Origin of the sequence: Pseudomonas sp. TWR1-1-3, assembly GCF_049896805.1 — a bacterium.
GTDB classification, from domain to species: Bacteria; Pseudomonadota; Gammaproteobacteria; order Pseudomonadales; family Pseudomonadaceae; genus Aquipseudomonas; species Aquipseudomonas bubulae.
Map to the genome: position 1 here is coordinate 205,938 of NZ_JAFCUZ010000004.1, position 13,734 is coordinate 219,671.

Sequence of the window (13,734 nt, forward strand, 5' to 3'; positions counted from 1 at the left end):
TTGTAGTCAATGCAACTGATTCGCATTTTGAGTCAGCTTCGCAACTATAAGATTCGTTCACCACGGAGCGCTATCAATGCCCACTCGTTTCAACAGCCGGTCCTCATCCAACGCCCGCAAGGGTGGTTTGCAGCAGTGCACGTTGTCGTTGTTGACCGCCGCCATGCTTTTGGCCGGTGTGCAGGCGGCTCCAGCCCTGGCGGCGACCGATGAGCAGCCGGCGACCCGCTCCGTGGGCAATTACAAGTTTGCGATCTCCCAGCAGCCATTGGCCTCCGCGCTTAACGATTTCAGCACGGTGACCGGCTGGCAGGTCGGCCTGCCGGCAGAGCTGGCGCAGAATGTGTCCTCACCCGGCGTGCGCGGTTCACTCACCCCGGAAAAAGCCCTGGAGCGCCTGTTGATCGGCACCAACCTGGGCTACCGCAAGCTGGCCAGCAACAATATCGTGCTGGAAAAGCGCAGCAGCTCCACCGGCACCCTGGCCCTGCAACAAGTCACCATCAGCGCCACTCGCCAGGAGCAGGACGTGAACTCGGTGCCCAGCACCATTACCGTCCATGACCGCCAGGATATGGACCGCGATAACGTCAATACCATCAAGGACCTGGTGCGCTATGAGCCGGGTGTCTCGGTAGGCGGCGCCGGCCAGCGTGGCGGCATCAGCAACTACAACATCCGCGGCATCGACGGCGACCGGATCCTGACCCAGGTGGACGGCGTCGAGATCCCCAACTCGTTCTTCAACGGCCCGTACGCCAAGACCCAGCGCAACTACGTCGACCCGGAAATCATCAAGCGCGTCGAAATCCTCCGTGGCCCGGCGTCGGTACTTTATGGCAGCAACGCCATTGGCGGTGCCGTCAGCTACTTCACCCTCGACCCCAATGACATCATCAAGCCGGGCCAGGATGTTGGCGCCCGCCTCAAGGCCGGCTACAGCTCGGCCGATCGCAGTTGGTTGAAATCCGGCACCGTCGCCGGCCGCTCGGGCGACTTCGACGGCTTGTTGCACCTGAGCCAGCGCGACGGTCACGAAACCGAATCCTACGGTGACCACGGCGGCACCGGGCTGTCACGTACCGCGGCCAACCCTGAAGATACCAAAACCACCAACGTACTGGCCAAGCTGGGCTGGAACTACAACGATGACGACCGTCTTGGCTTCACTTATGAGAAGTACAAGGATCGCCTCGACATCAATGAAAAAAGCGCGGTCGGCGGACCGTTCAACAACGGCCAGCCGCTGGGCATGTACCTGTCGCGTAACGGCAAGGACACCATCAGCCGCGAGCGTTTCGGCCTGGAAAACAGCATGGCGCTGGATACCGCCGTGGCTGACCACTTCAAGTGGAGCCTGAACTACCAGATCGCCAAAACCGACCAGAACACCCTGGAAGACTACTTCCCCTACAGCCGTCATGTGATGCGTTCGCGCAACACCACCTACGAAGAAAAAACCTGGGTACTGGACGCCCAGGCAGACAAAGCCTTCCATATTGCTGACACCGATCACCTGCTGACCTACGGTGCCACTATCAAGCACCAGAAAGTCACCGGTTCGCGCAGTGGCTCGGGCACCTGCCTGGCAGTAGGCAATGGTTGCACCGCCGTGGGCGCCGATAGCCCGAAAGATTACCTGGTCAAATCCAGCGACTTCCCGGACCCGACCATCAACACCTACAGCCTGTTCGCCCAGGACCAGATCAGCTGGAATGACTGGACCTTCATGCCCGGCCTGCGCTACGACTACACCAAGCTGACGCCGCATATCACCCAGGAATTCCTCAACACCGTCAACAGCGACCAGAAAGGCACCGTAAGCGATGCAGACAAGGTCTGGCACCGCCTGTCGCCAAAACTGGGCGTCACTTACGCGTTCAACGACAACTACACCTGGTACGGCCAGTACGCCGAAGGCTTCCGCACCCCGACCGCCAAGGCGCTGTACGGTCGATTTGACAACCTGCAGGCAGGCTACTCGGTAGAGCCGAACCCGGATCTGGAACCGGAAAAAAGCAAAAGCTACGAGACCGGCCTGCGCGGCAACTTTGACGCTGGCTCATTCGACGTGGCGGTGTTCTATAACAAGTACCGCGACTTCATTAACGAAGATGCCATCACCCCCGGCTACGACGACCTCAAGTTCCAGGCCAACAACATCAAGCACGCCACCATCAAGGGTGCCGAGGTCAAAGGCCGCCTGAACCTGGACGCTTTCGGCGCGCCACAGGGCCTCTATACCCGTGGTTCCGTGGCATATGCCCACGGTCGCAACGAAGACACCGGCCAGCCGATCAACAGCGTCAACCCGCTGACCGCCGTGATGGGCCTGGGCTACGAGCAGCAGAACTATGGCGCCCTGGTGAGCTGGACCCTGGTCAAGAGCAAGGATCAGGTCGACGACACCAGCTACTTCGCCCCCGATGGCACCAGCAAGCAGTTCAAGTCGCCTGGCTATGGTGTGCTCGACCTGACCGGTTTCTACAAGGTCACCAAGGACGTCACCGTCAATGCCGGCCTGTACAACCTGACCGACAAGAAATACTGGAACTGGGATGACGTGCGCGGCTACGACAGCGTGGGTGAGGCCGGCGTGATGAACCCGGCCAATATGGAGCGACTGACCGCGCCGGGCCGCAACTTCTCGATCAATCTGGTCTGGGATATCTGATCAGCCACGCTCACTGCGCAGAATTCTGCTCTGCGCAGTGAGGATTTTTTACTGTGATGCGTCTTCCTGATCGTCTAGTTACAAAGCGCATCTCATTCTCAAGGATTTTTTCATGACCACTGCTGATTCCGCATCACGTCCGGCCTTGCGTTCCCAACGTCTGAACCAGATCACCAAAGAGCCGCATCAAAAGCTCGACGCTTTGGTCAAGGCGCACAAGCCATTTGATGACGTGGCCAGCTTCGCCCGCTTTGTCGTCGCCCAGTACCTGTTCCAGTCGGAGCTCAAGGCGCTGTACACCGACCCGGCCCTGAAAGAAATCGTCCCTGACCTGCCAGAGCGCTGCCGCGCCGAGCAAGCCAAGGCCGACCTGGCCGACCTCAACACCGAAGTGCCTGCCCCGGTTGCCGGCGCGGTCAACTCGCCAAGCAAGGCTGAAGCACTGGGCTGGATCTTCGTTTCCGAAGGCTCCAAGCTGGGCGCTGCATTCCTGATCAAGCGTGCTGTGGGCCTGGGCCTGAGCGACAGCTTCGGCGCCCGCCACCTGGGCGAGCCTGCCGGTGGCCGTGCCGAAGGCTGGAAAAGCTTTATCCGCACCCTCGACGGCCTGGAACTGACGGCTGAAGAAGAAGCCGACCTCGACAAAGGTGCAGTAGCGGCCTTTGAGCGTTTTACCGTATTACTGGAACACGCCTACGCTGCTCAGCCAGAACTGGCTTAAGCTGACAGGCCCGACCAGCGCACGCTGGTCGGGTGTCCTTTTATGCGTCCTGAGCTTATGACCCGCCAAACCCGATCCACGTCGAAAATCGCCCGAATCCTGTTCGGCTTGCTGGCCTATGTGAGCCTGGGCATTGGCCTGATTGCGATAGTGATTCCTGGCCTGCCGACCACCGAATTTATTTTGCTCGCCGCCTGGGCCGCGACCAAAAGCTCCCCGCGCTTGAGTGCCTGGCTGGAAAACCACCGGTTGTTTGGTCCGATCCTGAGCAACTGGCGCAACGGCAAGATCATCAAGCGCAACGCCAAAATCAGCGCCACTGTCAGCATGTTGTTGTGCGCAGGGCTGATGCTGTATGTGCTGGATCACAACTGGCCGGTGTTTCTGGCGATTGCCGGCATGAGCATGGGCAATCTGTGGATCTGGTCGCGACCGGAGCGCTTGCCAAGCCCTTCGTAGCAGTTGACGAGCGGAGCACTCATAAGGCTTTTTACAGGAATTGGCCCCCCTCGGAATTTATGAGCGCCGCACACCTGTGGGAGTTGGCTTGCCTGCGATACTGACACCCCGGTGTATCAGGCAAACGGCGGCGATGCCATCGCGAGCAAGCCCGCTCCCACAAATCGCCACTTACAACGCCAACGCCCCGCTATACAGCGCATAAGCTGCCGCCAGTGCGGTTATCACCACCATCGCGAATATCACCTTCTCCCAGGGCTTGAACAGCAGCTCACCCTGCTCGCGCTTGGCCTTGGCGAAAAAGAACACCCCGGGTGCATACAGCAACGCCGAGAGCAGCAGGTATTTGGGCCCCGCCGCATATAACAGCCACATCGCATAAATCAGCGCCACCGCCCCTACCAGCAGGTCCTTGACCCTCCGCCGCCCCGCCCGCTCGTAAGTCTCGCCCCTCACGCACAGCAGCACCGCGTAAGCTGCCGACCACAGATAAGGCACCAGGATCATCGATGACGCCAGATAGATCAGACTGGTGTAAGTACCGGCGGACACCAGGGTGATCACCAGAAAAATCTGGATCATCGAGTTGGTCAGCCACAGAGCATTGACCGGCACATGGTTGGCGTTTTCCTTTTTCAGGAACGCCGGCATGGTGTTGTCCCGGGCTGTGGCATAGAGGATCTCGGCGCACAGCAACGCCCACGACAACAACGCCCCCAACAGCGAGATCGCCAGCCCGATACTGATCAGTATCGCGCCCCACTCTCCCACCACATGCTTGAGCACCCCCGCCATCGACGGATTTTGCAGACCGGCCAGTTCCGGCTGGCTCATGATCCCCAGCGACAGCACGTTCACCAGCACCAGCAGGGCCAGCACGCCGAGAAAGCCAATGACCGTGGCCTTGCCCACATCCGAACGTTTCTCGGCACGGCCCGAGTAGACACTGGCACCTTCAATACCGATAAACACGAAGACCGTCACCAGCATCATGTTGCGCACCTGGTCCATCACGCTGCCCAGGCTGGGTGTTTGTGTGCCCCAAAAATCCCGGGTGAAAATATCGGCCTTGAACGCCACGGCGGTGAGCACGATAAACATCACAATGGGGACGATTTTGGCCACGGTGGTCAGCTGGTTGATAAACGCCGCTTCCTTGATCCCGCGCAGCACCAGAAAATGCACCCCCCACAGCAGCAACGATGCGCAACCTATGGCGATCGGCGTGTTGCCCTGGCCAAACACCGGGAAAAAATAGCCCAGGGTGCTGAACAGCAATACGAAGTAACCGACGTTGCCCATCCAGGCGCTGATCCAGTAGCCCCAGGCTGACGAGAAACCCATGTAGTCGCCAAACCCGGCCTTGGCGTAGGCATACACCCCCGAATCCAGCTGCGGCTTGCGATTGGCCAGGGTCTGGAACACAAAGGCCAGCGCCAGCATGCCCACTGCCGTGATTGCCCAGCCGATCAACACGGCACCACCGGCAGCATGCTCGGCGATATTTTGTGGCAACGAAAAAATCCCGCCTCCAATCATCGAGCCGACAACCAACGCGATCAGGGCGTTGAGCCTAAGCTTTTGCGTCTGTTGCGACATCGTCACCTCGCTGTACTACTTGGTTAAAACTTATGAATATCAGGCTACAGACGTTCACTGACTAAATATATGCAGTGCCCAAACGTTTAATAGATCCCCGCAATAAGCCGTGCTTCCCTGATAACCATTGCGCCTATTGAAACCTAAAAAACCGTTCATATATAGATGACGATTTAATTTCATGGAGGGGTTCATGAAACTTGAAGATGACATTTGCAAATCTGGAAATACTGGCTAGCTTCAATCCCCACGACACCGTGGGTAACGAACGTATTAATACCTGAAAACATCTCTGGAGTAAGGCTTTCAGGAAGCGTCATAAAAATGCGTGATCGCGACCTTCCCCGTTCTATCAACAATGGAATGTAGTAATGCCCTGATCTATGTCAAACGGCTTGAATATCAATGGACTTAACTTTGAAGCCTCACTTCTCCTAGATTGGAGTCACTACAAATGTCTGATACTCCTGGAAAACTGCGACTGGGTGCGTTGGTTGCTCTGGTAGTCGGCTCAATGATTGGCGGCGGGATTTTTTCGCTGCCTCAAAACATGGCCGCCAGCGCTGATGTCGGCGCAATCCTGATCGGTTGGGCAATTACCGCTGTCGGTATGTTGACCCTCGCTTTTGTGTTCCAGACCCTCGCCAATCGCAAACCTGACCTGGACGGCGGCGTGTATGCCTACGCCAAGGCAGGCTTCGGCGATTACATGGGTTTCTCGTCAGCCTGGGGCTACTGGATCAGCGCCTGGCTGGGTAACGTCGGCTACTTCGTGTTGCTGTTCAGCACCCTGGGTTACTTCTTCCCGATCTTCGGCGAAGGCAATACCCCCGCCGCCATCATCGGCGCCTCGATCCTGCTCTGGGCCGTGCATTTCCTGGTACTGCGCGGGATCAAGGAAGCAGCGTTCATCAACCTGGTAACCACCGTTGCCAAGGTCGTACCGCTGGTTCTGTTTATCCTGATTGCCCTCTTCGCGTTCAAACTGGACATCTTTACCAGTGACATCTGGGGCGTAAAAAACCCGGACCTGGGCAGCGTGATGGATCAGGTGCGCAACATGATGCTGGTCACCGTTTGGGTGTTCATCGGTATCGAAGGCGCAAGCATCTTCTCTTCCCGTGCCGAAAAACGTTCGGACGTGGGTCGGGCCACCGTGATCGGCTTTATCACCGTGCTGCTGTTGCTGGTACTGGTGAACGTGCTGTCGCTGGGCATCATGACTCAGCCTGAACTGGCAAAACTGCAAAACCCTTCGATGGCGGCCGTGCTTGAGCATGTGGTCGGTCACTGGGGTGCAGTACTGATCAGCGTCGGCTTGATCATCTCCCTGCTGGGTGCCCTGCTCTCGTGGGTACTGCTGTGCGCAGAGATCATGTTCTCGGCGGCCAAGGACCACACCATGCCGGCCTTCCTGAAAAAGGAAAACGCCAACCATGTACCGGTCAACGCCCTGTGGCTGACCAACGCCATGGTGCAGCTGTTCCTGATCATCACCCTGTTCTCGGCCAGTACTTATCTGTCGCTGATCTACCTGGCGACCTCGATGATCCTGGTGCCTTACCTCTGGTCTGCAGCCTACGGCTTCCTGCTGGCGGTACGTGCCGAGACTTACGAGAACGCCCTGGCAGAACGCAAGAAAGATCTGATCATCGGCGGTATCGCCCTGATCTACGCGATCTGGCTGATCTATGCCGGCGGCCTCAAGTACCTGCTGTTGTCGGCCCTGCTCTATGCACCTGGCGCGATTCTGTTCGCCAAGGCCAAGCGTGAAAGCGGCCAGCCCGTGTTCACCAACATCGAGAAAGTGATTTTTGCCGCAGTAGTGATCGGCGCCCTGGTGGCTGCCTATGGTCTCTACGACGGTTTCCTGACCCTGTAACAACCTGTTTGTGTACTTTGGAGGATGACTGTAATGACCACGGAAAAAGTGAAATACGGCGTGCATTCCGAAGCCGGTAAGCTGCATAAGGTTATGGTGTGTTCCCCAGGCCTGGCTCACCAGCGCCTGACCCCAAGCAACTGCGATGAATTGCTGTTCGATGACGTACTGTGGGTCAACCAGGCCAAGCGTGACCACTTCGACTTCGTCACCAAAATGCGCGACCGCGGCATTGATGTGCTGGAAATGCACAACCTGCTGACCGATATCGTTGCCATCCCGGAAGCCCTGGACTGGATTCTGGACCACAAAGTGACCCCCAATCAGGTGGGTGTGGGCCTGGTCAACGAAGTCAAATCCTGGCTTAAAAGCCTTGAGCCACGCCAAATTGCCGAGTACCTGATCGGCGGCGTGTCTGCAGACGATCTGCCAGACAGTTTTGGTGGCAAGACCATCCAGATGTTCCGTGACTTCCTCGGTCACACCAGCTTTATCCTGCCACCGCTGCCCAACACCCAGTTCACCCGTGACACCACTTGCTGGATCTACGGTGGCGTGACGCTGAACCCTATGTACTGGCCGGCGCGTCGTCAGGAAACCCTGCTGACCACCGCGATCTACAAGTTCCACCCTGAGTTCACCAACGCCGACTTCCAGATCTGGTACGGCGACCCGACAGTCGACCATGGCAACGCCAGCCTTGAAGGCGGCGACGTGATGCCAATCGGCAACGGCGTAGTCCTGATCGGTATGGGCGAGCGCACGTCACGTCAGGCCATTGGCCAACTGGCACAAAACCTGTTCAAGAACGGCGCTGTAGAACGAGTGATCGTTGCCGGTATGCCCAAGTCCCGCGCGGCGATGCACCTGGACACCGTGTTCAGCTTCTGCGACCGCGACCTGGTGACCATCTTCCCTGAAGTCGTGAACCAGATCGTTGCGTTCTCGGTGTACCCGGACGACAAGAAACAAGGCGGCGTGGACGTACGACGCGAAGAAGGACACTTCCTCGACGTAGTGGCCAAGGCCCTGGGTGTGAAAAAACTGCGTGTGGTCGAAACTGGCGGCAACTCGTTCGCAGCAGAACGCGAGCAGTGGGATGACGGTAACAACGTGGTGGCCCTGGAGCCTGGCGTGGTGATCGGTTACGACCGCAACACCTACACCAACACCCTGCTGCGCAAGGCTGGCGTTGAAGTCATCACCATCAGCGCCTCCGAACTGGGCCGCGGCCGTGGCGGCGGTCACTGCATGACCTGCCCGATCGTGCGTGACCCTGTCGACTATTAATCTACCCATTTGATTGCTTGCCCCGGCCCCAACACGGGGCCGGTGCAAGCCGGTTAACCCGAAACCAAGGAGATCACCATGGCTTTTAACATGAAAAACCGCAGCCTTCTGAGCCTGATGCACCACACTCCACGTGAGTTGCATTTCCTGCTCGATCTGTCCCGCGATCTCAAGCGCGCCAAGTACACCGGTACTGAAGAGCCGCACTTGAAAGGCAAAAACATCGCCCTGATCTTCGAAAAAACGTCGACCCGCACCCGTTGCGCATTTGAAGTGGCAGCCCACGACCAGGGCGCGCACGTTACCTACATCGACCCGGTTTCTTCACAGATCGGTCACAAAGAAAGCATGAAAGACACCGCCCGCGTTCTGGGCCGCATGTTTGACGCCATCGAATACCGTGGCTTTGAACAGGCTGTTGTCGAAGAGCTGGCCAAGTACGCAGGCGTGCCGGTGTTCAACGGCCTGACCGCTGAGTTCCACCCGACGCAAATGATCGCCGACGTGCTGACCATGCGCGAACACAGCGACAAGCCGCTGCACAACATCAGCTACGCGTACCTGGGCGACGCCCGCAACAACATGGGTAACTCGCTGCTGCTGATCGGTGCCAAACTGGGCATGGACGTGCGTATTGCCGCACCAAAAAGCCTGTGGCCGGAAGAGTCGTTCGTTAAACAGTGCCAGGAATTCGCCAAGGAAAGCGGTGCCAAAATCACCCTGACCGAAGACCCTAAAGCTGCCGTCAAAGGCGTGGACTTTATCCACACCGACGTCTGGGTATCGATGGGCGAGCCGGTTGAAGCCTGGAACGACCGTATCAAGCTGCTGCTGCCTTACCAGGTCAACAGCGACATGATCAAGGCGGCAGAAAATCCACGCGTGAAGTTCATGCACTGTCTGCCTGCGTTCCACAACTGTGAAACCAAGGTCGGCAAAGATGTGGCCGAGCACCATCCAAACCTGAAGAACGGCATTGAAGTGACCGAGGAAGTGTTCGAGTCCCCTGTCAACATCGCCTTTGAGCAAGCTGAAAACCGCATGCACACCATCAAGGCGATCCTGGTCGCGGCATTGGCTGATATCTAAGCCTGTCCACGGTAGTCATGTGAACCCATGACTACCGTGGGAGCGGGCTTGCTCGCGATGCAAACACCTCGATTCATCTGATGCACCGAGGCGATGCCATCGCGGGCAAGCCCGCTCCCACATAGGCTGCTCCCACACTTTTAAAAGGACATCTTCTATGCGTATCGTCGTTGCACTGGGCGGTAACGCCCTCTTGCGTCGCGGCCAGCCCATGACCGCCGAGAACCAGCGCGAAAACATCCAGACCGCTACCGCCCAAATCGCCCGCATTGCCCATGGCAACGAGCTGGTAGTGGCCCACGGTAACGGTCCGCAAGTCGGCCTGCTGTCCCTGCAAGCCGCCGCCTACACTGCAGTCGCCCCTTATCCGCTGGACGTGCTCGGTGCTGAAACCGAAGGAATGATCGGCTACATGATCGAGCAGGAACTGGGCAACCTGCTGCCACAGGAGGCCGCGTTTGCCACCCTGCTGACTCAGGTTGAAGTCGACCCCAAGGACCCCGCGTTCCAGAAGCCGACCAAGCCGATCGGCCCGGTCTACACCGAAAGCGAAGCCAAGAGCCTGGCCGCCGAAAAAGGCTGGAGCATTGCTCCGGACGGCGACAAGTTCCGTCGCGTAGTGCCTAGCCCGAAACCCAAACGCATCTTCGAAATTCGCCCGATCAAGTGGCTGCTGGAAAAAGGCACCATCGTGATCTGTGCGGGCGGCGGCGGCATTCCCACCATGTACGGCGAAGACGGCAAGCTGCGCGGCATCGAAGCGGTGATCGACAAGGACCTGGCGTCCTCGCTGCTGGCCCAGCAACTGGACAGCGACCTGCTGGTGATCGCCACTGACGTGAATGCGGCCTTTATCGACTGGGGCAAGCCAACCCAGAAGGGCATTGCTCAGGCCCACCCGGACGAGCTGGAAAAACTCGGCTTTGCCTCGGGCTCCATGGGCCCTAAAGTGGAAGCGGCCTGCGAGTTTGCCCGCAAAACCGGCAAGACTGCCGTGATCGGCGCACTGGCGGATATCGAAGCAATCGTTCAAGGTAAGGCCGGTACTCGGGTCAGCACCGAAAAACCGGGTATCACCTACTTCTGAACCTCGGGGCAGGCCCCGGGGCCTGCCCTTTCCCATAGCCTCAAGGAGTACCCTATGGCCTCGTTCGAACCCGGTCACCTGCATATCCACCGCGAACCGCTGCAACCGAGCGACTTTGGGTATGACATCAAGATCGATTACCAGGTCGTTCAGGATCCCAAGGAAGGCAAGTCGATGCAGTTCGACATGCACGGCCAGATCAACAAGAAGGAGTTCAAGGAGTCCTTCACACTACCCAAGGACATGGCCTACAACTTTGCCCATGACGCTTTCCAGATTGCCGTGAAGCACGGCATTCCCAAAACCGCCGACATCCGCTCGATGCACGGTTACTACGACAAGATGTTCGCCGACGTGATGGCCCAGCTCAACCACAAGCCGGGCGACCCGATCAAGCTCGACCATCTGGACTGATTCAGCCACTGGCTGAGGCTGCATTTTTGTGGGAGCGGGCTTGCTCGCGATGCAGGCAACACGGTTTAACGACTAGACCGCGCTGATGCCATCGCGAGCAAGCCCGCTCCCACGGAATTTCACCTATCCCCCCCGCCAAGGCATACTGGCCGTCCCTGCTGGCCAGAAGTGTTTGCCGTTCCCATGCGTATCCATGTCAGTTTTATCGACCGAGTTGGCATCACCCAGGAAGTCCTGGCATTGCTGGGCGGGCGCAACCTCAATCTGGATGCGGTGGAAATGGTTCCGCCCAACGTTTACATCGACGCCCCGACCCTCAGCCCGCAAGTGCTCGACGAGCTGCGCGAGGCCCTGTTTGGTGTCCGCGGTGTGCAAACGGTAACGGTCGTCGATATCCTTCCCGGCCAGCGCCGTCACCTGCAACTGGACGCCTTGCTCGCCGCCATGACCGACCCGGTACTGGCGCTCGACAGCGAAGGCCATGTGCTGCTGGCCAACCCGGCGCTGGTTGCACTGTACGGCCACGAGCCGACCGGCGAAAGTATCGGCCAACTGTTCAGCGACCCCGGGCTGCTCGACGTGCTGCTGGAAAACGGCTTTCGCCTGCCACTGCGCGAAGTCACGCTCAACGGCCATCCGCTGATGCTCGACGCTACGCCGATCACCGATGCCGGCGCCCTGCTCACCCTGTACCAGCCAAGCCGCATCGGCGAGCGCCTGGCAGCCCTGCATCACGATCACGCAGAAGGCTTTGACGCCCTGCTCGGCGACTCACCTGCCATCCGCACCCTTAAAGCCCGGGCGCAGCGCGTAGCGGCCCTGGACGCGCCCTTGCTGATCCAGGGGGAGACCGGCACCGGCAAAGAACTGGTGGCCCGCGCCTGCCATGCCATCAGCGATCGGTTTGGCGCACCGTTCCTGGCCCTGAACTGCGCTGCGCTCCCCGAGAACCTGGCTGAAAGCGAACTGTTCGGCTATGCCCCCGGCGCTTTTACCGGCGCCCAGCGTGGCGGCAAGCCGGGGCTGATGGAACTGGCCAACAACGGCACGGTATTTCTCGACGAAATCGCCGAAATGTCACCCTACCTGCAAGCCAAGCTGCTGCGCTTTCTCAACGACGGCAGCTTTCGCCGGGTGGGCGGCGAGCGCGAGGTCAAGGTCAATGTGCGCATCCTCAGCGCCACGCACCGCAACCTCGAAAAAATGGTCAACGAAGGCAGCTTTCGCGAAGACCTGTTCTACCGTCTGAACGTGCTCAATATCGAAGTGCCGCCCCTGCGTGAACGTGGCCAGGATATTTTGTTGCTGGCACGCGCGTTCATGCAGCAGGCCTGTACCCAGATCCAGCGTCCGGCGTGTCGCCTGGCACCCGGTACCTACCCGGCCCTGCTGGGCAACCGCTGGCCCGGCAACGTACGCCAGTTGCAGAACGTGATTTTTCGCGCAGCGGCCATCTGCGAGGGTTCGCTGGTGGACATTGGCGACCTGGATATCGCCGGCACCTCGGTGGCACGCCAAAACGACAGCGAGATCGAGACCCTCGAGCACGCTGTCGAAACATTCGAGAAGGCGCTGCTGGAGAAGCTCTACGTCAGCTACCCCTCCACCCGCCAACTGGCCAGCCGCCTGCAAACCAGTCACACCGCCATCGCCCATCGACTGCGCAAATACGGCATCCCGGGCAAGGCCTGACGGACACAGAGCCCTGTAGATACTCAGTTGCCTGTCAACCCTCCCTGTGGGAGCGAGCCTGCTCGCTCCCACAGTTAAAATTCCCTTCAGACCTTGCAGCTGCCTAAGACTGAGTTCGGCAGCCGCACAGAGTTTGTGCTCCCGCTCATTGGCAACCCAAGCCTTGTATCGAATTCAATCCACCGGAACGAATTCGATACACACCCTCTCTACCCATGCCACGCAAGGCTTTGATCCCCTTGGATTTTTTTATGGCCTTCAGGCTGTATCGAATTCGCTACAGTCTTGCTCTTCGAATACCTCTTTTAAAATCTTAACTCATTGATAAATAAGGATATTTTTAAACTGGCAACCATCTTGCAGAGAACTCCTCATAAGCTCGACCTGCACGAGCATTTACCTGTGACCACCAGACCTGTCTGGCCTTGAGGAGTTTCCATGAGCGAATTGCGTTTTACTGAAGACCACGAATGGCTGCGCGCCGAAGCTGACGGCAGCGTAACCGTGGGGATTACCGCGTTTGCGCAAAACGCTCTGGGTGACGTGGTGTTTGTGCAATTGCCCGAGCTGCAGGCCTACGACAAGGGCGCCGAAGCCGCGACTGTCGAGTCGGTCAAGGCGGCCAGCGGCGTGTATATGCCCCTGGACGGCGAAGTGATCGCAGTCAACCCGGCGCTCGACAGCAGCCCGGAACTGGTCAACGAAGACCCGCTGGGCGAAGGCTGGTTCTTCCGCTTCAAGCCCGCCGACGCCAACGCTGTTGGCCAACTGCTCGATCAGGACGCCTATGACCGCCTGATCAAAGCCCAAGACGACAACTGAGAGCC

Annotated in this window: 11 protein-coding genes; 10 read left to right on the plus strand and 1 reads right to left on the minus strand. The window is 58.7% G+C overall.

What is annotated here, in order from left to right; genetic code table 11:
- Positions 1-76: 76 nt before the first annotated feature.
- From ACP7BE_RS16595 to ACP7BE_RS16605, 3 genes are all read left to right on the plus strand, one after another.
- Positions 77-2,674, plus strand: coding sequence for a TonB-dependent receptor (locus ACP7BE_RS16595; RefSeq protein ID WP_426106562.1), 2,598 nt, complete (start codon positions 77-79; stop codon positions 2,672-2,674).
- A gap of 112 nt (positions 2,675-2,786) precedes the next feature.
- On the plus strand, positions 2,787-3,395 hold the full coding sequence (locus ACP7BE_RS16600; protein WP_426106564.1) for a biliverdin-producing heme oxygenase: 609 nt from the start codon (positions 2,787-2,789) through the stop codon (positions 3,393-3,395).
- A 57-nt stretch (positions 3,396-3,452) separates the two neighbouring features.
- On the plus strand, positions 3,453-3,854 hold the full coding sequence (locus ACP7BE_RS16605) for a YbaN family protein (protein WP_095001397.1): 402 nt from the start codon (positions 3,453-3,455) through the stop codon (positions 3,852-3,854).
- A gap of 171 nt (positions 3,855-4,025) precedes the next feature.
- Here ACP7BE_RS16605 and arcD (ACP7BE_RS16610) read toward each other — a convergent pair whose 3' ends face one another.
- On the minus strand, positions 4,026-5,453 hold the full coding sequence (gene arcD / locus ACP7BE_RS16610; protein WP_138738521.1) for an arginine-ornithine antiporter: 1,428 nt from the start codon (positions 5,451-5,453) through the stop codon (positions 4,026-4,028).
- 454 nt (positions 5,454-5,907) lie between these two features.
- Here arcD (ACP7BE_RS16610) and arcD (ACP7BE_RS16615) point away from each other — a divergent pair, with 454 nt between their 5' ends.
- The 7 genes from arcD (ACP7BE_RS16615) (at position 5,908) to gcvH (ending at position 13,729) form a co-directional block, all read left to right on the plus strand.
- Positions 5,908-7,335: an arginine-ornithine antiporter gene (gene arcD / locus ACP7BE_RS16615; protein ID WP_029611554.1), complete on the plus strand. Its 1,428-nt coding sequence runs from the start codon at positions 5,908-5,910 to the stop codon at positions 7,333-7,335.
- Between the two features lie 33 nt (positions 7,336-7,368).
- Positions 7,369-8,625: an arginine deiminase gene (gene arcA / locus ACP7BE_RS16620; protein WP_088377977.1), complete on the plus strand. Its 1,257-nt coding sequence runs from the start codon at positions 7,369-7,371 to the stop codon at positions 8,623-8,625.
- 78 nt (positions 8,626-8,703) lie between these two features.
- The gene (locus ACP7BE_RS16625) at positions 8,704-9,714 is read left to right on the plus strand and encodes an ornithine carbamoyltransferase (RefSeq protein WP_095001376.1); all 1,011 of its coding nucleotides are present in this window, start codon (positions 8,704-8,706) and stop codon (positions 9,712-9,714) included.
- Positions 9,715-9,871: 157 nt separating this feature from the next.
- On the plus strand, positions 9,872-10,801 hold the full coding sequence (gene arcC, locus ACP7BE_RS16630; protein ID WP_095001375.1) for a carbamate kinase: 930 nt from the start codon (positions 9,872-9,874) through the stop codon (positions 10,799-10,801).
- Positions 10,802-10,855: 54 nt separating this feature from the next.
- Complete coding sequence (locus ACP7BE_RS16635; protein ID WP_095001374.1) at positions 10,856-11,215, plus strand: DUF5064 family protein; 360 nt, start codon at positions 10,856-10,858, stop codon at positions 11,213-11,215.
- Between the two features lie 183 nt (positions 11,216-11,398).
- On the plus strand, positions 11,399-12,907 hold the full coding sequence (locus tag ACP7BE_RS16640; RefSeq protein ID WP_095019742.1) for a sigma-54-dependent transcriptional regulator: 1,509 nt from the start codon (positions 11,399-11,401) through the stop codon (positions 12,905-12,907).
- 438 nt (positions 12,908-13,345) lie between these two features.
- Positions 13,346-13,729, plus strand: coding sequence for a glycine cleavage system protein GcvH (gcvH, locus tag ACP7BE_RS16645; RefSeq protein WP_095001372.1), 384 nt, complete (start codon positions 13,346-13,348; stop codon positions 13,727-13,729).
- Positions 13,730-13,734: the final 5 nt, after the last annotated feature.

Coding starts and splice junctions, on each gene's coding strand:
- ACP7BE_RS16600 (WP_426106564.1), top strand. CDS start 2,787: ATGACCACTGCTGATTCCGCATCACGTCCGGCCTTGCGTTCCCAACGT.
- ACP7BE_RS16625 (WP_095001376.1), top strand. CDS start 8,704: ATGGCTTTTAACATGAAAAACCGCAGCCTTCTGAGCCTGATGCACCAC.
- ACP7BE_RS16605 (WP_095001397.1), top strand. CDS start 3,453: ATGACCCGCCAAACCCGATCCACGTCGAAAATCGCCCGAATCCTGTTC.
- arcD (WP_138738521.1), bottom strand. CDS start 5,453: ATGTCGCAACAGACGCAAAAGCTTAGGCTCAACGCCCTGATCGCGTTG.
- ACP7BE_RS16640 (WP_095019742.1), top strand. CDS start 11,399: ATGCGTATCCATGTCAGTTTTATCGACCGAGTTGGCATCACCCAGGAA.
- arcC (WP_095001375.1), top strand. CDS start 9,872: ATGCGTATCGTCGTTGCACTGGGCGGTAACGCCCTCTTGCGTCGCGGC.
- ACP7BE_RS16635 (WP_095001374.1), top strand. CDS start 10,856: ATGGCCTCGTTCGAACCCGGTCACCTGCATATCCACCGCGAACCGCTG.
- arcA (WP_088377977.1), top strand. CDS start 7,369: ATGACCACGGAAAAAGTGAAATACGGCGTGCATTCCGAAGCCGGTAAG.
- ACP7BE_RS16595 (WP_426106562.1), top strand. CDS start 77: ATGCCCACTCGTTTCAACAGCCGGTCCTCATCCAACGCCCGCAAGGGT.
- gcvH (WP_095001372.1), top strand. CDS start 13,346: ATGAGCGAATTGCGTTTTACTGAAGACCACGAATGGCTGCGCGCCGAA.
- arcD (WP_029611554.1), top strand. CDS start 5,908: ATGTCTGATACTCCTGGAAAACTGCGACTGGGTGCGTTGGTTGCTCTG.